The sequence below is a fragment of the Lachnospira intestinalis genome (genome assembly GCF_040095895.1).
In the GTDB taxonomy this organism is placed as follows: domain Bacteria; phylum Bacillota; class Clostridia; order Lachnospirales; family Lachnospiraceae; genus Lachnospira; species Lachnospira intestinalis.
Genome location: NZ_JBBMFS010000001.1, coordinates 16,255 through 36,573, shown reverse-complemented (window position 1 = coordinate 36,573; position 20,319 = coordinate 16,255). Strand labels below are relative to the sequence as shown.

General features: G+C 43.6%; 15 protein-coding genes. 1 reads left to right on the top strand and 14 read right to left on the bottom strand.

Annotated elements, in window-relative coordinates; genetic code table 11:
* Position 1: 1 nt before the first annotated feature.
* The 14 genes from WMO37_RS00155 to WMO37_RS00090 all read right to left on the bottom strand — a co-directional run bounded on the left by WMO37_RS00155 (position 2) and on the right by WMO37_RS00090 (position 19,325).
* The gene (locus WMO37_RS00155; RefSeq protein WP_022433073.1) at positions 2 to 196 is read right to left on the bottom strand and encodes a hypothetical protein; all 195 of its coding nucleotides are present in this window, start codon (positions 194 to 196) and stop codon (positions 2 to 4) included.
* 74 nt (positions 197 to 270) lie between these two features.
* Positions 271 to 1,020, bottom strand: coding sequence for an SDR family NAD(P)-dependent oxidoreductase (locus WMO37_RS00150; protein WP_022433072.1), 750 nt, complete (start codon positions 1,018 to 1,020; stop codon positions 271 to 273).
* Complete coding sequence (locus WMO37_RS00145) at positions 1,008 to 2,102, bottom strand: SPL family radical SAM protein (RefSeq protein ID WP_349153961.1); 1,095 nt, start codon at positions 2,100 to 2,102, stop codon at positions 1,008 to 1,010. The genes WMO37_RS00150 and WMO37_RS00145 overlap by 13 nt, the downstream gene beginning before the upstream one ends.
* Positions 1,999 to 2,922 (bottom strand): hypothetical protein, encoded by a 924-nt coding sequence (locus WMO37_RS00140; protein WP_349153960.1) that lies wholly within the window; start codon positions 2,920 to 2,922, stop codon positions 1,999 to 2,001. The genes WMO37_RS00145 and WMO37_RS00140 overlap by 104 nt, the downstream gene beginning before the upstream one ends.
* 26 nt (positions 2,923 to 2,948) lie before the next feature.
* On the bottom strand, positions 2,949 to 4,475 hold the full coding sequence (locus WMO37_RS00135) for a sodium/proline symporter (RefSeq protein WP_349153959.1): 1,527 nt from the start codon (positions 4,473 to 4,475) through the stop codon (positions 2,949 to 2,951).
* Between the two features lie 202 nt (positions 4,476 to 4,677).
* A complete protein-coding gene (gene glyA / locus WMO37_RS00130) occupies positions 4,678 to 5,919 on the bottom strand; it encodes a serine hydroxymethyltransferase (protein WP_227089476.1) in 1,242 nt (413 codons plus the stop codon).
* Positions 5,920 to 6,049: 130 nt separating this feature from the next.
* On the bottom strand, positions 6,050 to 8,572 hold the full coding sequence (locus WMO37_RS00125; protein WP_349153958.1) for a methyl-accepting chemotaxis protein: 2,523 nt from the start codon (positions 8,570 to 8,572) through the stop codon (positions 6,050 to 6,052).
* Between the two features lie 249 nt (positions 8,573 to 8,821).
* Positions 8,822 to 10,615, bottom strand: coding sequence for an aspartate--tRNA ligase (gene aspS, locus WMO37_RS00120; RefSeq protein ID WP_022433066.1), 1,794 nt, complete (start codon positions 10,613 to 10,615; stop codon positions 8,822 to 8,824).
* A 24-nt stretch (positions 10,616 to 10,639) separates the two neighbouring features.
* Positions 10,640 to 11,269, bottom strand: coding sequence for an HD-GYP domain-containing protein (locus WMO37_RS00115; RefSeq protein WP_022433065.1), 630 nt, complete (start codon positions 11,267 to 11,269; stop codon positions 10,640 to 10,642).
* A gap of 20 nt (positions 11,270 to 11,289) precedes the next feature.
* Complete coding sequence (gene hemZ, locus WMO37_RS00110; RefSeq protein WP_349153957.1) at positions 11,290 to 12,711, bottom strand: coproporphyrinogen dehydrogenase HemZ; 1,422 nt, start codon at positions 12,709 to 12,711, stop codon at positions 11,290 to 11,292.
* Positions 12,712 to 12,760: 49 nt separating this feature from the next.
* Positions 12,761 to 13,393: an MBL fold metallo-hydrolase gene (locus WMO37_RS00105; protein WP_349153956.1), complete on the bottom strand. Its 633-nt coding sequence runs from the start codon at positions 13,391 to 13,393 to the stop codon at positions 12,761 to 12,763.
* A 233-nt stretch (positions 13,394 to 13,626) separates the two neighbouring features.
* Positions 13,627 to 15,930, bottom strand: a complete 2,304-nt coding sequence (locus WMO37_RS00100; RefSeq protein ID WP_022433062.1) for a RelA/SpoT family protein — start codon at positions 15,928 to 15,930, stop codon at positions 13,627 to 13,629.
* Between the two features lie 72 nt (positions 15,931 to 16,002).
* Positions 16,003 to 16,839: a sugar phosphate isomerase/epimerase family protein gene (locus tag WMO37_RS00095; RefSeq protein WP_022433061.1), complete on the bottom strand. Its 837-nt coding sequence runs from the start codon at positions 16,837 to 16,839 to the stop codon at positions 16,003 to 16,005.
* Positions 16,840 to 16,904: 65 nt separating this feature from the next.
* A complete protein-coding gene (locus WMO37_RS00090; RefSeq protein WP_349153955.1) occupies positions 16,905 to 19,325 on the bottom strand; it encodes a hypothetical protein in 2,421 nt (806 codons plus the stop codon).
* A gap of 454 nt (positions 19,326 to 19,779) precedes the next feature.
* Here WMO37_RS00090 and nrdG point away from each other — a divergent pair, with 454 nt between their 5' ends.
* A complete protein-coding gene (nrdG, locus tag WMO37_RS00085; RefSeq protein WP_227089469.1) occupies positions 19,780 to 20,298 on the top strand; it encodes an anaerobic ribonucleoside-triphosphate reductase activating protein in 519 nt (172 codons plus the stop codon).
* Positions 20,299 to 20,319 lie beyond the last annotated feature (21 nt).

The following is a 20,319-nucleotide window of genomic DNA, read 5'->3' as shown; positions in this document are numbered from 1 at the left end:
TTTATAACCGGCTGCCGTTATCCACCCATTCTTTGGCATGGAGGGCAGCATTTTCATCAATCACCGGAACTTCCGCCGCCGTATCTGTTTGTTTTATATCGTTTTGGGCTGTATTTTTTTCACCCGCTCTTTCCTGTGTACTGTGTAACCGTGCATTTTTTCTGCCGTCAAGTGCCTGCTGAATGTCTTCTTTCATCGCATTGCTTCCTTTCGATGTTTTTATGACATTCAGTATTGCCTGTGTGCCGCCGATTATTCACCATTTACGGCTTATTTTCTCCGTATTCTGTGGAACTGCGGCTTTACTGTGATTTCCGTCACTACCAGCCCCTCTCTTTGTGCCAGTGCAAATGCCGCCGCTTCCGCCACTTCTTCGGGCAGCAGGTATGATGCTTCTTCTTCTCCTTCACAAAAGTCTGCATTGCGGTACAAATCGGTCTTTGCCATATCCGGCTGTATCGTAATCACCCGCACACCGTATTTGCGCACCTCGTCAAACAGGCTCTTTGCAAAGCCGGACAGCCCTGCCTTTGTCGCACCGTATGCACAGCCGTGCGGATTGGACTGCGCTGCCGTAACAGAGGATATATTTAAGACTGTCCCCCTGTTCTTTTTTAATGTTCGCAAAAGCTGCTGTGTCAGAATCATCGGTGCTTCCAGATTCGTGCGCACCATTTTCTGAATCTTTTTCGGATTTAATTCTTCATGCAGACCGTAATAACCGACCCCCGCATTATTGACCAACACCGTGACACGGTAATTCTTATCAATCTCTTTAATATGCGCACACAATGCCTGCGTGTCCGTAATGTCACAGACCACCGCATGAAATTTTTCCGGCTGTTCTTTGCAAAACTCCTGTGCTTCTGCTCTTTCAAAATTTCTTCCAAAACCAAAAACTTCATACCCATTTTTGACAAGCATACGGCTGAGTGCCAGTCCGATTCCGGAAGACGATCCCGTTACAACCGCCGTATCTGCCACATTTGCCATATCCGTGTTCTGCTCTATTCTTCCCATAAAAATATCCTTTCTTTTGGCAGTCTTTTTTCAAGCTGTCCGGTCAGAAATCCCTCCATGCGCGTCAGCAGTTCCGGCGGATACTGATACACACCGCCCACATTGGTATACGGAAACTGCACCACTGCCGCATGCGGCTCTTTCTTCCGCATATTTTTTAAATATTCCTTTGAAATGCGGAAACTTCCGACACTTACATCCACCAGCCGTTTCCAGTCAATCTGTTCGTCAACGCATTGAAGCATTTCTGCATAAACATTTTCCCAGTCCTTACAGTAAATCATCGGGTCAAATGCCAGACGCACGGAAAATCCCCACTGTACTGCTTCTGCCGCACACGCAATCCGCGCCTGCATATCCGGCGTAAAATGTTCATATGCCGCAATGACCGGCTGAGGCGACATGGTAAATGCAAATATTACCCGCTCTGTGACTGCCTGCTGTTTAAAATAATGCACATTGGCGCTTTTTGTCCGCACTTCAATTGTAAGATTTTCATGTTCCGTCGTAAACCGCATCCACTCTGCCGTATAACCGATGACCGGTTCGACCGCAAGCAAATCCGTATCATACGACACACACAGGTAAACGCTGTGCTGTTCTAACAAACGCTCCACTTCTGCAAAAATGTCTTCTAAATTTACAAATAGCACTACATTTGCAGAAGGATACATGCCTTTCAGATAGCAGTATTCGCAATCGTAAATGCAGTTCATCATGCAGGACGTATAATAAAACCAGTGATTACCAAAGCTTTGGCAGACCGGCGCGCCCTGATAAATGAGATTGTTTTTCTTTTCTGCCAGAATGAGATTCTGCGTTTTATGCTGTCTGACCACGCTCTGTCCCCTGCGGCAGAAGACATCTTTATAATGATGTACCGGTATCACCTGTGCCTGCGGAAAGCGGGACAGAATTTTTTGTGTTCTCGGATGATTCCAAACCGCTTCTTCCACATAAATATGCGAAAACCGTCCGTTATAACAATTCTTTTCTAAGCTGTTCAAGACACCGCTTCCCTTCTTTTTTATCCTTGCACGGCAGACTTCCTGCCGCATAACCGTCCCGGATTGTGTCTTCATAATCTATACCCGATAACCGGCAGTACTTTAACAGCTGGAACAGTTCTGCTTCCATGACGGCAGAACAGTGCATATCATGACTAAGACGTTCTGCCTGCCGCTGTTCCTCTTGTGATAACACCTGCTGTTCCCGCGCATAATCTCTTTCTGCCGCTGCAAACCGTTCCACGGCTTGCGCAATCTGTCCAATCTGTGCCTGCACCAGTTCACGCACGGTATCTGCGGACATTTTTTCCTGTACACCGTTATCGGATATGATTTTTATAAAAAACATCTGATGCGGACCGAAAAAATGATGTGCCGCCTGATACCCCGCCGCCGCTTCCATGTCATATAATTCTATATTATATAATTCCGTGTCACATAATTTTACCGGATTTGCCGTATCCGTATTTTGCGGCATATCCGCTTTCTGACATACATGTTCCTCTGACACACTTGCTTTCCGCCGCACGTTCATTCCTGTTACAACCGCAGCTTCGGGAAACGGATGCCTGTATAAAATATCCGGGTAAAATGTCTTTTGTGTCGCTTCTTCCGTAATTTTGCTGCACAGATAAGCCACACCTTTTTTCTGTTCTGCGCCTGCGCATATGCCGCACTGCACAAAGATATCTCCCGCTTTCACATGTCCCATTGCACAGACAGCCGCGACAACTGTCGCGGCTGTAATTTCTCCCGTTCCCGTAATTGTAAGGCATATCTGCTGTTCCTCACAGCGATACATTTCAAACGGAAGGGAATTTATTTCTTTTTTCATTTTGTAATACTGCAAAAACGGATAGGCTTCATCATACAACGCTGTAAATAAATAAATCATCGCTTCTCCTCATTTTTGATTTCTTACTAATTCTGTGCCTTAACCTGTTCAAATTTTTCAAGCACTTCCTGTTCCGGTCCTCCGGTTACAAGGCTGACAACAACAATAACTGCTACAGCTACGATAAATGCCGGAAGCAGTTCATAGATTGCAAATACACCGCCAAGCTTTGCGATGACATATTTCCACAGGAAAATCATGACACCGCCGGATACCATACCCGCAAGAACACCGTAACGGTTCGCACCCTTCCAGAATAAAGATACCAGTACAACCGGTCCGAAGGTTGCACCGAAGCCTGCCCATGCAAAAGATACAATATCAAATACAGAGCTGTCCGGGTTGCTTGCCATAAATACACCGATAACGGCAATCACAACAACGGTGATTCGTGCCACTACGATAGACATTTTCTCGGTAATCTTAATATGGAAACAGTCTTTTACAAGATTCTGCGATACTGCGGAAGCCGCCGCCAAAAGCTGTGAATCTGCCGTAGACATTGTTGCCGCGAGCATACCGGCAAGAATCAGTCCGCCGATAATCGCCGGAATCGCACCGTATGTACTCAATAAATGTGCCACCCGTACAATAATCGTTTCAGAATTGCTGCCTGTCAGCACTTCAATTGCGCCTGCTTTTGACATGCTGTAACCTACAATACCGATAAATACACCAATTGTTAAAGAAATCACAACCCAGATGGTTGCCACACGTCTTGAAATCTTTAATTTATTTTCATCTTCAATTGCCATGAAGCGAAGCAGAATATGCGGCATACCAAAGTAGCCCAATCCCCACGCCATTGTAGAAGCAATACTTAAAAAGCTGTATTTTTCCGCAGATTGTGTTTCTACCGAATAGCTGTGGAAGAAATCCAGATAACCCGGAAGCTGCCTTGCATTATCTATTACCACATCTAATCCACCCGCAACATTGATACCGAATACCACTACAACCACCAGCGCGATTGTCATAACAATACTCTGAATCAAATCGGTTGTACTTGCTGCCAGAAATCCGCCCAATGCACAGTAGCCGACAATGACTGCTGCACTGATTACCATGGCTGCCATATAATTCACCCCAAACAGGCTGGAAAACAACTTACCACAAGCTGCAAAACCGGAAGCCGTATACGGAATGAAGAAGATAATAATCATCAGTGCCGCAATGCCTGTCAGGATTCCTTTCTTATCACCGAATCTTTTTGCAAAGAAATCCGGCACGGTAAATGCCTCATAGGCTTTGGAATACACACGGATTCTTCTGGCTACAATCAGCCAGTTGACATATGTACCGATTGCAAGCCCAATGGCTGTCCATGCTGCACTTGCAACACCGGAAAGATAGGCAACACCCGGAAGTCCCATTAACAGCCAGCTGCTCATGTCTGATGCTTCCGCACTCATCGCTGTTACAAACGGGCCTAATTTTCTGCCGCCCAGATAAAAATCATCGACGCTGTTATTCTGCTTCGAGCAGTAAAAACCAACACCTAACATTGCCGCAAGATATATAAGAATCGCGGCCATAATAATAATTTGTGACATAATTCTACCTCTTTTTTTCGATTTAAACCATAAAATTATAACACAAATTAAAATTTCAGTAAATAAATATTCGACAAATCAACAAAAAAGCCGCCGCTTTTCAATCTGTGTATCTGAATTTCCGACTGTGTTCTGTCCGGATTTCAGGTTTTGATTGATGAAAGCAGCAGCTTTTCTATTTTATTCTATTACTTTTTATGTATTATTCGTATAACGGATACTTGTCTGTTAATCCCTTAACCAGTTCCATAGCCTTTGCCTTATTTGCATCGACATCTTCTACAAGCATTGCGATTGCATCTGCTACAATATCCATATCCGCTTCATTAAAGCCTCTTGTTGTAACAGCTGCCGTACCCAGTCTGATACCGCTTGTTACAAACGGAGAAGCCGGGTCATTCGGAATCGTGTTCTTATTACATGTGATGTTGGCTGCATCTAAGAGCTTTTCTACTTCCTTACCTGTAACTCCCTTACTGATTAAGTTTACAAGCATTAAGTGGTTGTCTGTACCGCCGGAAACGATATCAAATCCTCTGTTCATTAATCCGTTGCAGAGTGCCTGTGCATTCTTTACAACATTTTCTGCATACGTCTTAAAGCTTGGGTCTAAGGCTTCCTTTAAGCAGACTGCCTTACCTGCGATAACATGCATCAGCGGACCGCCCTGAATACCAGGGAATACGCTCTTATTGAACTTGAACTTTTCAGCAGCTTCTGCTGAACTTAAAATCATACCGCCTCTTGGTCCGCGCAGTGTCTTATGGGTTGTTGTTGTAACAACGTCTGCATACGGAATCGGGCTTGGATGTGCACCGCCTGCTACAAGACCGGCGATGTGTGCCATATCTACCATTAAATATGCACCGACTTCATCACAGATTTCCCTAAACTTCTTGAAGTCAATAACCCTTGCATATGCACTTGCACCTGCAATAATCATCTTCGGCTTGCACTCTTTTGCGATTCTTAATACTTCATCATAGTCGATAAAGCCTTCTGCGGTTACACCGTAAGGTACGATGTGGAAATACTTACCTGAAATATTAACCGGTGAACCGTGTGATAAATGTCCGCCGCAGTCAAGACTCATTCCCATAACGGTATCTCCCGGCTCTACCATAGCAAAGAATGCTGCTAAGTTAGCCTGTGCACCAGAATGTGGCTGAACATTGGCATATTCACAGCCGAATAACTTCTTTGCCCTTTCTATTGCCAGTGTTTCTACTACGTCAACATACTCACAGCCGCCGTAATATCTCTTTCCCGGATATCCTTCTGCATACTTATTGGTAAGCGGACTACCCATTGCTGCCATAACTGCCTTACTTACGAGATTTTCTGATGCAATCAGCTCGATGTGGCTTCTCTGTCTTGCGAGTTCGTCATCCATCGCTTTTGCAAGATCCGGATCAAAACTTGATACTTCATTGAATGAATACATGAATACAACCTCCATTTTTTATAATTCTTACGATACCAGGGTCAAAAGTTCACTCACCCACATGAGCTAGCTCATAAGTGGGTGAATGACTTTGGGGTGTGTCCCCAACATCTTTCTTATAATTTTATAATTAAATCTTAAATAAGTCAATGGCTTCTGACAGATGACGTGCATTTGTTAATAAATCTTCTGCCGCCGTATTCAGTCCTTCCACTGCGCCGAGCTGTCTGTTGGCTGTTTCGGTTACTTCTTCGGAAGATGCTGCTGTTTCCTCGGATACTGCCGAAATACTCTGGATAGAGTCAATTGTAACGGATTTTGCTTCGGCAATTGTATCAATACCGCCTGTAATCTCATTTAAGTTACTTAACAGTTCTTCAAACCTGCTCTGAATCTGTGCAAAAACCTTCTCTGCATTTTCAAGGGATTCGCCCTGTACTTCTACAACATCTTCGGCTTTCTTTGCAATCCTAACGGTATCATTGGTCTTGTCATTAATCGTACCGATGATTTTCTGAATCTCATTTGCTGAGTTTACGGACTGCTCTGCAAGCTTACGGATTTCAGAAGCTACAACTGCAAAACCACGTCCTGCCTCGCCGGCTCTTGCTGCTTCAATCGAAGCATTTAACGAAAGCAGATTGGTCTGTTCTGCAATCTCATTAATCGCATCAACAATTTTTGCAATCGCCTTGGACGATTCTTTTAACTGTGCAATTTCCTCAATAACCTGATGTGTAATCTCAACCGTTGAACCGGCATTAATCTTTAACTCACTAATTGAAGCCATGCCGCTTGCTACGATACCGGTTGTCACATCGGCAATCTTTGCAATCTTATCCGAATTATCAGATACGATATTAATCTTATCTGATAAAGCATCCATCTGTCTTAAACAATGCTCTGAATCTTCTGCCTGCTGGACAACGCCCTGTTCAATCGCTTCGATAGAAGCTGTAATATCCTGTGTTTCAGCTAACAGCTGTTTTGCACTGTCCGAAACGGTTGATACCGAAGTATCCACACGTTCCGATACTGTCTTTGTCTTTTCAATCAGCTGCTTTACATTATCAATCATGCCATTGGTACTTGCCGCGAGCCTTCCAAATTCATCTTTGCTTTTAACATCAATATGTACGGTTAAATCACCACCTGCTGCCAGTTCCAGCTTATCCATAATCTTTTTAATCGTCAGACTGAATGAATAAGCAAGATAGCCGCCGATTACCATCGCAATCAGGAATGCAATCACTACAATGGTAATGGTTACAATACGGATTTTCTGTGCCTGTGATACAATCACGCTCTGCGGAATCAATGCACATACGGTAAATCCATCGTCTGTCTTGGAGTAGATAAACAGCTGCTTTCTGCCATTATATTTTACATAAGAGCTTCCGCTTACATCTTCACTGTCTGCAAGCTTTGTAAAAAATTCCTGATTCGTAAAATACTGCTGTCCATCCTGAATATCCATATAATTAGATACTACGATTTCACCGCCGTCCGGCGCAATCAGACCGATAATGCTCTTTGAACCCATATCAATATCTGAAAGCGGCTCCGTAACATAATCAACATCCAAGTCAAAGAACATATAACCAATTGCCTTTTTAGATGTTCCGAGCAGCTGCCTTGCAAAGCTTACAGAATAATCTGCCGCGCCGCCTGCCGCATCCAATACTTCACGGCTTGAAAACCATGTAGAACGCTTCTGGTCGATTGTCTTACCTTCTGCAGAATTTTTAATCTTGTCTATATATCCTGCACTGTCAGCATCTTTTATCGTTGCCGTGTATAAAGGCTTTCCGTAATTACCAAAAATGTAAATATTTGAAATTGCCTTATTTCCCAGTGCTGTAGAGGTTAAATTGGCACGCAGTGTTGCATAATTATTGCCCTCTGTAATCGGATCGCTGCCGTATACACCGGAATAGTATTCCTGTACCATGGAATTATTAACCATATCCGTTGCCGTTGCCTTTACATTCGTAAACATCAGGTTGTAGTAATCTGCCGTCTTGGTAATCGTCGACTGCGATGACTGTGTATAACTCTTTGTAATTGCTTTAGAAGCGGTTGTATAAGAAGCCACACCCAGAATAATAATCAATGCAATCGGTATGATAAATGCACCAATCAGCTTAAATTTAATGCTCGACATTAATTTAACAAGCAGTCTGCCCTGTGGAATCTCCGGTTTTTTGATCTTCTTTATGCCCTTCCTTTTATTCCCTGCATGAGCCGCTTCACTGTCCGGCTCTGCATCTTCCTGGGGTACATCTTCAAACATTATGCCGTCTGTGTCCATGGGTTCCGATTCCTCAACATTATCCGTTTCCACATATCCGGCTGTATCCGCAATTTCAGCCATTTCTGCTGTTTCTGCCTGCACTGCTGAATCTGCTGAATCTGTTGAATCTGTTGAATCTGCTGAATCTGCTGAATCTGTTGAATCTGCTGAATCTGCTGTTTCTGCTGAATCTGCTGTTTCTGCCTGCACTGCTGAATCTGCTGTTTCCTGTATACCGTTATTATCAAGAGTATCATATTCTTCCACGGCTGCTTCTGATGACGGTACTGCCACAGACTCCCCTGCCGTATTCTCCCCCGGCAATTTATAATTGCCTTGTTGTGTTTCTTTACCACTCATTATAATACTCCTTTATTTTTCCTCCAATATTTTAACTGCACGATAATGTCTGCAATTTAGATGATATTATCATACATTATTTGTACGTTTTTTTCAACTCTTTCCTGTAAAAATTAACCATAACAAAAAGATATACAAAAGTGTTTTTGTGTATTTTCACAAAGTGTAAGCCCGCCGCAGGAAAAAATTATCCAAAAGCCGCCACCCGGATCATACGGACAGCGGCTTTTGCCAATTTTTTAAAATTATTTAAACTTCCTGTTCTTCTTCAATGGCAATCGATAATTCTTCAAGCTGCTTTGCATCGACCACATCCGGTGCGTTTGTCAGCAGGCAGGAAGCATCCTTTACCTTCGGGAAAGCAATTACGTCACGGATACTGTCACATTTTGCCATAAGCATAACAAGTCTGTCCAGACCATAAGCCAGTCCTGCGTGCGGCGGCACACCATACTTAAAAGCATCTAAGAGGAAGCCGAACTTCTCATTTGCCACTTCATCAGACATGCCCAGTGCCTTAAACATTCTTGCCTGAACGTCTGCCTGATGGATTCTGACACTTCCGCCACCGATTTCCGTACCGTTTAAGACGATATCATATGCCTTTGCGCGGACTGCGCCCGGATTGGTTTCAAGCTGGTCAAGGTCTTCGTCCATTGGCATTGTAAACGGATGATGCATTGCCACGAAACGGTTTTCTTCATCAGACCACTCAAACTGCGGGAATTCCGTTACCCAGAGGAACTTGTATTCGTTCTTGTCTAACAGACCCATCTGACCTGCCAGTTCAACACGAAGTGCGCCTAAAACATTCCATACAATCTTGTTGCGGTCTGCGGCAAACAGCAGTAAATCGCCTGCCTGACCGTCCATAGCCGTAACGATTGCCTGCATTTCTTCATCTGTCATAAATTTTGCAAATGAAGACTTTAACGAACCATCTTCATGGATTGCAATGTAAGCAAGACCCTTTGCGCCGTAACCCTTTGCAAAATCCACAAGTGCATCAATCTTCTTTCTCGGCATTGCACCCTGTCCCTTGGCATTGATACCACGGACTGTTCCGCCGTTTTCAATGGCTGATGTAAATACGCCGAAGCCGCAGTTTTTCACAAGCTCCGTAATATTCTTTAATTCCATGCCGAATCTTAAATCCGGCTTATCAGAACCGAAACGATCCATTGCTTCCTGCCATGTCATACGCTGGATTGGCAAAGCCACATCAATGTCTAACACTTCCTTAAACAGATAAGCTAACAGACGTTCATTGACATCAATCACGTCATCTACGTCAACAAATGATAATTCCATATCAATCTGTGTAAATTCCGGCTGTCTGTCCGCTCTTAAATCTTCATCTCGGAAACATCTTGCAATCTGCATATAACGGTCATAACCGGAGCACATTAACATCTGCTTGAATAACTGCGGTGACTGCGGCAGTGCGTAGAACTTACCCGGGTGAATACGGCTCGGTACAAGGTAATCTCTTGCGCCTTCCGGTGTACTCTTTGTAAGCATCGGTGTTTCGATTTCAAGAAAGCCTTCATTTGCAAGGAATGCTCTTGTGAGTGTCGCAACCTTACTGCGCATCATAATATTCGACTGTAAATCCGGTCTTCTTAAATCCAGGCAGCGGTATTTTAATCGTAAATCTTCCTTTGTATTGATATTCTCCTCAATTGGGAACGGCGGTGTTTCAGATTCTGATAATACACGAATCTGTTCTGCAACCACTTCAATATCACCTGTCTTTAAATTCTCATTGACTGCGCCGGAACGCTTCTGTACCTTTCCGACTACTGCAATAACATATTCGTTACGGATACCGTATGCTTTCTTAAAGCCTTCGCTTCCGACCGTATTTTCATCAAATAAAATCTGTAAAATACCACTTCTGTCCCTTAAATCCACAAAAATGAGTGCGCCCAGATTTCTTCTGGTCTGTACCCAGCCCATTACGGTTACGGTTTCCCCGATATTTGCGGCAGAAACTTCTGTACATCTGTGTGTTCTTTTTAAGCCAACCATTGATTCAGCCATGTTGTAACTTCCTCCTAAACTCGCCTATTGCGGCTTTTCTTCATTCAATAAATCGTAAATATCCAGATTCTCAAGCCGGATTTTACTGTCCTCTATAAGCTTCAGCGTGGATTCTTCGTGAATCATGCGCTGAAATTCCAAAAACACGCGCATATCCATGTTTTTGATTTCTTCTATTATTATATCCACTGCGGTATCAATGTCAAATGCTTTTCGATACGGACGCTCAGAAATCAACGCCGCAAATTCATCGGTAAGCCGCAGTATTCTTGCGCCAAACGGAATTTCCTCCCCGCTTAAATTATTCGGATACCCGCTTCCGTCAAAACATTCGTGGTGATACAGCACCGTTTTCATAACCGTATCTGAAAAATCATACCGTTTCAGATATTCATATCCGATTTTGGAATGCATCCGCATATACTTCATTTCTTCAATGGATAACCCGTCACTGTTACGTCCGTACAGGTATGGGGAGAGCTTTAATTTACCAACGTCGTGAATCATTCCCGCCAGCTTTAACTCATACGCTTCATCTTCGCTCATGCCCAGCCTTTTTGCAAGCGCATAAGTCAAATTTCCGACCAGTATCCCGTGAGAAATACCATCTTTGAAATCATTGATAATATTTTCTTCCAGTCCGCAGTCCTGCATATGTTCCTCCAGTCCATTCATTAAAAATTATTTTCACTGAAAAACTTTCGTTTCCGCTCAATCATTTCATCAATCCGCTGTATGTAATTCGTGACGTCCTTTACATTTTCAATCCGCTCAATGCGTCCTGCCTGTCCGCCTTCTGTTTCATTCTGAAAAACAATCTTTGTAGAAGCACCTGCACCCATTGCGATAATTGTCTGCTTTTCTTCCATAATTAAAATGTTGTAAATACACTCAAGCCCCGGCTTGCTGTAACCCACATTTTCAAAGTTGCCCGCCATATTCTTCTGCCTATACATATAATATGGCTGATGTCCCATCTGGTGTGCATAATCTGCCGCCATGGATACGATTTCGTCGCTGTTGTCCATTTGCAAATCCAGATATTTTTCGCGCCAGATATTTAATGCCGCTGCACGCTTAATCGCAAGCGAATGAACGGTCAGGCTTTCCGGTGCAAGTGCTTTTATTTTTTCAAGCGTATGCTGTACCATTTCTTTATTTTCGCCCGGCAGTCCAAGAATCATATCCATATTGATATTGTCAAGCCCGGCTTTTCCTGCCAGTGCAAATGCTTCTTCAATCTGCTCCACCGTATGTCTGCGCCCGATTAAATCCAGTGTCTGCTGGTTCATTGTCTGCGGATTAATGGAAATGCGGTCTACATGGTGTGCCTTTAATACACACAGCTTCTCATAGGTAATACTGTCCGGTCTGCCCGCTTCTACGGTCAATTCCCGGCACGCTGACAAATCAAACTGCCGCTCCAGCTCTGTCAGTAACATATCCAGCTGTCCTGCGCTTAACGTCGTCGGCGTTCCACCGCCAAAATAAACCGTATCCAGTCTCCGTCCACGCATCGCTTCCGATACGTATTTCATTTCCTTTAATAAAGCTTCCAGATACGGTTGTACTTTGCTTTGATATGCCGCCAGCGAATAAGATGTAAATGAGCAGTACAGACAGGTTGTCGGACAAAACGGAATCCCGATATACAGGCTGTATCCGTTCTTATAATCCATTTTTTCCAAAATGCTTTTCTCTGTCTGTGCAACCTGTAAGGCAAGCTGCGCCTTTTTCTCACTGACAAGGTGCTTTTTTGTAAATTCTTCCAAAATCTGCTCGCGGTCTGCACCTTTTTCCAACAGGGTATAGGCGATTTTACTTGGGCGCACACCCGTAAGATAGCCCCACGGCAGTGTCTTGTTTAACTGTGCAGATAACTTTGTATACAGTGTACATTTAAACGCTTCGTGGAGTTCTTTCTTGGAACGCCCGTCTTTTTCCGGTACTTCCGGTTCAATCACAATATCCTGTGCTGTGCGTGTCTGCTCTGCCTGCTCCTGATACTGCATGACCTCTGTCCGCGGATAAAAGGATTTAATAAGCACCACTGCATCATCATAAAAATCCATGTCGGATATTTTTATATATATCATGTTTCATTCCTAACTTACTGTTTGTTGCATTTTTATATCTTTAAAATTTTCACTGCAAAAACGGATTGTATTTCTTTTCATATGCCACACTCGTCGATTCTCCGTGTCCCGGAAAAACTTTTGTGTCATCCGGCAGGACAAGAATCTTTCCTTTAATGGAACGCACAATGGCACTCATGCTGCCGGTCGGAAAATCGGTTCTGCCGACAGATGCTGCAAACAGCGTATCTCCTGAAAACAAAATGCCCGTTTCTGCGATATAATAGCAGCTTCCGCCCGCAGTATGTCCCGGTGTGTGAAAGACTTCAATATCCAGTCCCGCAAGAGATAAATGAGCTCCGTCCTTATGGTACACATCTGCATCAAGCACCGTACTGCGCCCATAGTCCTGCGAAAGATTCATCTGCGGACTGTGCAACAGTTCTTTTTCATCTTCGGATACATACACCTGCACGTTATGTCTTTTGCGTACTTCCTCTGCCGCTAAAATATGGTCGTAATGTCCGTGTGTTAAAAGGACTGCACAAAGCTTACAGCCGGATGCCGCAATCATTTCATCAATCCTGTCCGGCAAATCCGGCGCATCAATTAATATACATTCTTTGGTTTCCTGATTGCAAAGCAGGTAACAGTTCGTCCCCACATCTCCCAGCACCCTGAAATCCAGTTCAATCTTACCCATGTATAATATACTCCTTCCAGCAGTCCTCATACCGCCAACACCACGTAAAATTGTGCCGTTTGCGGCACAATTTTGCTATTTGAAAAATCTTTGGTATACGGATTTTTCAAATTCCGAAACAGCTGCCATTTATGGCTTTTTCAGATACCTGCCGTTTGCCAATACCTTGCAAAATCTTTGATATAAGGATTTTTCAAATTCCGAAAAAGCTTAGATATAAGGCTTTTCGGAATTTAGCCGGTGGCTCTCATGATATCCGTCACGCCTTCGATTTTCCTTAACTTATCAACCAGACGGTTTAATTCTTCTTTTCCGTGGATATCAAATCCCATGTTAATCGTTGCCAGTCCTTTTTTATTGACACGGCTGTTCATAAACATCACATCAATATTTGCTTCCGTAAATACACGGGAAATATCAATAATTAGTCCTGTTCTGTTATTGGCAAAAATGTTAATCTCTGCACCGTATTTTTCTTCCTTAGAACCTGTAGACTCCCATTCTGCTTCAATCAGTCTTGCACGCTCGCTGTCCGGAAAGTTCAAAATATTGATACAGTCTGTCCGGTGAATGGAAATACCTCTGCCTCTTGTGACAAAACCGACGATTTCATCACCCGGAACCGGATTACAGCACTTTGAAAAACGAACCGCGACATCATGGATGCCTTTGACAACAATACCACCCTTATTCTTTTTGGACGTTTCCTTATTGGCTTTGGCTTCATTCTGGACGATTTCTTCCAGCACCTGTGTATCGGTAATTTCTGCTTTCTTGCGCTTTTCGTATTCTTCGGACAGTTTGTTGATAACCTGTCCTTCTTTTAATCCGCCGTGTCCGACAGATGCCAGCATGGACTCCCAGTCCTTAAAGCCATATTTGCGCAGCGCTTTTTCAATAATCTCCGGCTTTGTAAGTTCTGATAATACAATACCCTTCGTCTTGCAGTATGTTGACAGCATTTCTTTTCCTTTTAAAATGTTGTCTTCTTTTAATTCCTGCTTAAACCACTGGTTAATTTTATTGCGTGCCTGTGTACTTTTGACAATGCTTAACCAATCACGGCTCGGTCCTTTGGAATTCTGTGATGTAATAATCTCAATCCGGTCACCGCTCTTAATCTGATAATCAATATTGACAAGCTTTCCATTGACTCTTGCACCGACCATCTTATTACCGACAGCACTGTGGATACTGTATGCAAAATCGATCGGACAGGAACCTGCCGGAAGATTTTTGACATCACCGGATGGTGTAAAGCAGTACACACTGTCCGAAAACAAATTGAGGTCATTTTTAATAGACGATAAAAATTCCTTGTTATCGGACATTTCCTTCTGCCATTCCAGAATCTGGCGCAGCCAGCTCAACTTTGCTTCTTCGGATTCGTTGCCCGTTTCTCCGCTCTTGCCTTCCTTATATTTCCAGTGTGCCGCAATACCATATTCAGCAGTACGGTGCATTTCATAAGTACGAATCTGAATTTCAAACGGCTGCCCGTTTGATGCAATCAGCGTGGTATGCAGGGACTGATACATATTCGGCTTCGGCATGGCAATATAATCCTTGAAACGTCCCGGAATCGGCTTGTACATTTCATGAATAACACCGAGTGCCGCATAACAGTCTTTCACGGTATCTACAATAATACGTACGGCAAAAATATCGTAAATCTGGTCGAGTGTCTTATTCTGATTGACCATTTTTCTGTAAATGGAGAAGAAATGCTTGACACGTCCGTTAATCTCTGCTTCTATGCCCGCATTGCTGATGTGCATGCCGACTTCTTTGATAATGCTGTCGATAAATGCTTCTCTGCCTGCTTTATTTAAGTTAATCTTTTCAACCAGATCCTGATAAACATCCGGCATCAGATACTGCATGGATAAATCATCCAGTTCCACTTTAATCTTGGAAATACCAAGACGATGTGCAATTGGTGCATAGATTTCCATCGTTTCACGCGATTTTTCAATCTGCTTTGCCGGTGTCTGATACTGCATCGTCCGCATATTATGCAGGCGGTCCGCCAGTTTAATCAGGATAACACGGATATCCTTTGCCATGGCAAGAAACATTTTTCTTAAATTTTCTGCCTGCACTTCAATCTTATCATGCTGGTAATTTAACTGGGTCAGCTTCGTAACACCATCAACCAGCAGTGCCACTTCCGCACCGAATTCTCTCGTAACGTCTTCACTCGTCATCACAGTATCTTCTACCACGTCATGCAAAAGTCCCGCAATAATTGTTTCTTTATCAAGTTCCAGCTCTGCAAGGATAATTGCCACGCACAGCGGATGGATAATATACGGCTCACCTGATTTACGTTTCTGTCCTTCATGGGCGTCCCTTGCTATCTTATAAGCCCGTTCAATGTCGGATAAATCCGATGACGGGTGGTATTTACGGATTTCCTGTATCAAATCCTCATATAACACTTCAGGGCTGGTAAAATCCGCAGGTGTCGCAACCTGCTTCTCCAATCTGTCTGATTTCTGATTTGCCTCGTTTACTCGTACTATTTCTTCTGGCATACGCTACCTCCGCGTTCACTGTATAGGAAAAATTATTACCATTATATATTCTGATACAAAAAAATACAACCCCTATACGGAAGCGTAAGTTTTTTCCATAAACTCTTTTGTAGCCGCCGCATTTTCCGGAACGGTATTTTCAAGCGTACAGTGTACATACGGCTTATGCTCTTTAATCTTCTTTAAAAGGAGCGGATAGTTCAGGCTTCCGGTTCCTGCTGCAATCGACTTTAACTCATTACCTTCGACCACATAATCCTTGCAGTGTACGACTGCAATTTCATCACCAAGCAGTTCAAATGCCTGATTGATAATCTCATCCTGTCTGTCAATGTTATCCACGCAGAGCAGATTTACCGGATCAAAGATAATCTGGAGATTTGGAGAATCAATCGCATCTAAAACCTTTCTTGCGCGTTCCACGGTACATACAATGTGCTTCCATACCGGTTCAATGGCGATAATCACACCGAACTGCTCTGCGCACTTTACAATTGGTCTTAAATTTTCAATAAAGGTCTGTAACGCTTCTTCTGTATGGTTTGCAGGCTCGTACTTGTATTCGGTATTAACCGCGCCTGTTTCTGTTCCAACCACACCGCAGCCTAAAATGCTTGCAAAACGAATCGATGCAATATATTTATCCACGATTTTTTTGTGCTGTTCCGGATCCGGGTTGCAAAGATTCAGATAACAGCCAAGGACTGCCACATCCACATCATTTTTTCTGCAGATTTCTTTCATATACATCGCAAGTCCCGGTGTCATCGTTTCGATTTCCGGCTTAAATTCCTTGATAGACTTTGCCAGCGCAATGTGCATACAGTGAAATCCCATATTGTGGATATTTGCCACCATTTCATCCAGCGGTGCATATTTTGTATCATGTGCTCTAATACCTAATCTCATAGCTTATTCTCCATTCTGACATCATTTTTCTTTTATTTTACTACGCAATGCCCGCTTTCGTCAAATCACCATGTCATATCATTTTCAGACAGTGCTTTATAATAAGTAATTAAAGGTATAAAACTCTGTGCAAAGCCTTTAGTACTGGAACCTGCACCAATAATGGCATCTTCTTCCTCACGTTTTTGTCCGTTGATAGTCGACGGTTTTTCATAAATGGCTCGTTTAAAGGTTTCAAGTCCCGGCGCAAGGTATTTTTTATCTCCGGTTAATTCATAAGCAATCGCAAGTGATTCCAACAGCAGTGTATTGTTGCCAAGACGTGCAAGACTTGGCAATTCCTTATAATAAAACAGTCCGTTATCCATCAGGCAGTTCTCTATTAAATCATCCACCGCACGGATAAGCATTTCTTTGATGTCTTCCTGCGGAAATTCCCGGTAATAGCGCATAACACTTCCAACCGCAACGGAAATCATAAAGCCCACACGAATTGCAGTGTTATCTGTATACGGCGCCAGCCAGCTTCCGTACTCATCTTCCCACACTTCAAAGCTGTGAATAATCCAGTCACATTTTTCCACCCATTTTTTGTCGTGAGTTTCTATATAAAGTGCTGTCAGCGTACGCAGCGCCCAGCCAGTTTCTCTGGCATTGGCTTCCCCTGCATGGGCATACATCGGTGTATCCAAAAGACGCAATACATTTTCACCGATACCAATGGCACTTGCCAGTCCCCGCTCATCTCCGGAAAAATGATAATAATCTAACAAGCCTTCCACCCACTCATGCGAACATACCATTACGCCGTTGGCACAATGCCCTGCCGTATGCTCCCACTGTCCGCCGATGCGCAATGGATTTTTGCTGTAATGGCAGATATCAACGTCCATCCAGTGTTTTGCCGTTACTAAAAGATAATCCAGATACCTTCTTACCCCCGTGCGCGCATACTGTAATGCGCAGGAATGCGGAAAGTCGTATTCATTATTTGACCACACAACTCTGCCGTTACCCCTGCCCTGCATGGTGTAACCGGAATCCCACGTATCACCCCAGTTTAACATTCCATAACAGCGTGCATGGGCATCCGCTTTTCCCATTAATGCAATTTCCACATCATTATTGAGCTTTTCCGGGAAAACATCTAACATAACACCTGCTTCCTTAAAAATGCGAGGTGCAATGCATGGTCTGTCCGGCATCTGATAAATTAAACTCCGGTTATCCAGCTCCCAGACAGGTTCTTCCGGTGCATGAAAATGCATTAAGAACTGCTGTTCTCTTGCCATACCCGGCTGCATCACAACATTTCCCACACCTTCCGGCACAAGCATCACACTGATTCCGTTTTTATCGGCACGCACCGCCTTCGGGTAATTCTGCTGTGCCTGATAAACGGTAATACAAAGTCCGTCCTTCTCATCGGTGCGGTCTGCCATAAAGGTTCCGTATAATACTTCTGCAAAATGCTCATTTGCCTCTTTTAACAAATATTTTGCATCAATCACTTTATTGACCGGCTCACCGTCTTTTCCAATAAAGAAATCCGTTTTATAGTTAGAACTTCCAACCAGTGTCCGCACAGTTTCCGGCGGTGTCTTTTTTTCAATAGCTTCCAGTTCCAATATGCCCCTTGTATGAAAAAGAGGACCTTCATTTGCCGAATTGTCTGTCAGCGTATCCCCACAGCCTGTCGAATCCGTTTCCGCATCAAAATTCATCGGAATCAATGCATCTGATACAGCTTCTGTCCCTGCTTTGTAGTGAAATACCAGTGACTTTACCGCAAGCGGCTCATCTGTCGTATTAATAATCCGATAGGATACCTCTGTCCATGGTTTGCCCGCATATGCCGTAAGCCGCAGCTCAAACCGGATATTTTTTGCGCCACCCGTACCACTATTGACTGTATCGTCTGCCCGGCTGCATAGACTGCTTCCTTCCGCCGATAAAATCACGCAGACCGGACCTGCTTCCACCACGCGCCATGTATCAATCTGCATATCATAGGTATCTCCGTTACCATCTTTTAAATACGGTCCTTCAAAATCTGCAGCTTTGTATATTTTTCTGCCGTCATCGAGTTCTTTAAAAATGCTGCCGCTGTGGTTGGCGACTTCATATTTTAAACACCCTGTATCTACCCGGAAGCCGTCTGCAACCTTTTCTACTGTTGCTGTCATTCCTTTTCCGGCTGTTTTATTTATGTTACTGTTGGTGCCGGCTTTTGCGTTAACATCAAATTGCAATACCGCTGCTTTATTTGCCGGTAAGTCCGCCAGAAAACGCAAAAACAGGTAGCGGATACTTCCGTCATCATAACGTGCTGTCACCTTTGGCTGGATTAATACCGGACTGCCGTTCTGCAAAACCGCCATATCCTCTGTTTTCGTATATGCTCCTTTTTTAAACGGAATTGTCACACTGACCGGTTCCTCGATTCTTGAATATTTATATAACTTCTCGCAATAAATTTCTATCATAATTTTCCTCCAATCTTTGTGCAAGCACAGCTCTTTTTTCCGCTTTTTACAGGCTTATTCGCAGTGCCGCGGGAAAGCTTCGCTTTCCCACTGTCGGGCATTCGCCCTATCGTATGAAACCGTCTAAAAGCGCTTTGTGCAAGCACAGCTCTTTTTTCCGCTTTCATACGGCACTGCTCATTGCTTACGCACATTATAACATATTTTCTGTATGTTTCTACTGAATCGGCGGTTGGCTTTGGGGAAACTACTGATTTTTTATTCAAGAATGTGGTCTTATTTGCTGCAATAAATTTACACTGGTGATTTTGTGCTTTTTCTGATATACTAATGTGATGATGTTGGGCGAAAACCCATAACTGTAACGCCCGCACGGATTTTTACCGCTGCTTCGCAACAAACCGCTCAATATAAGGCAGGCGGCACCGAAATGCCTGCGGAAATGGGGATTAATATGAACTACGCTGAAATTAAATACTGTGATATTGCCAACGGACCGGGAGTGCGCACTTCTTTGTTTGTAAGCGGCTGTACACACCACTGTCCGGGATGTTTTAATGAAATCGCATGGGATTTTGAATACGGAAAGCCGTTTACGCAGGAAACCATCGATGCTATACTGGCTTCATTAGAACCCGGTTATATTGCCGGGCTGACACTGCTTGGGGGCGAACCGTTTGAATATGCCAACCAGCAGGGGCTTCTTCCGCTGTTACAGCAGACCAAAAGCCGCTTTCCGCAAAAAAATATCTGGTGTTTTACCGGATACCTTTTTGACAAAGACATCTGTGAACAGATGTGTGAAAAATGGGATGTCACCCGCGAAATGCTTTCCTATATTGATGTCCTTGTGGACGGAAAATTTATGCAGGAACTCAAAAGCCTGAATTTAAAATTTAAGGGCTCTTCCAACCAGCGCACAATTCTGGTACAGGAATCCCTTGCCAAGGGAAGTCCCGTTTTGCTTTTCTAATAAAAAAATAACGAATGGAGA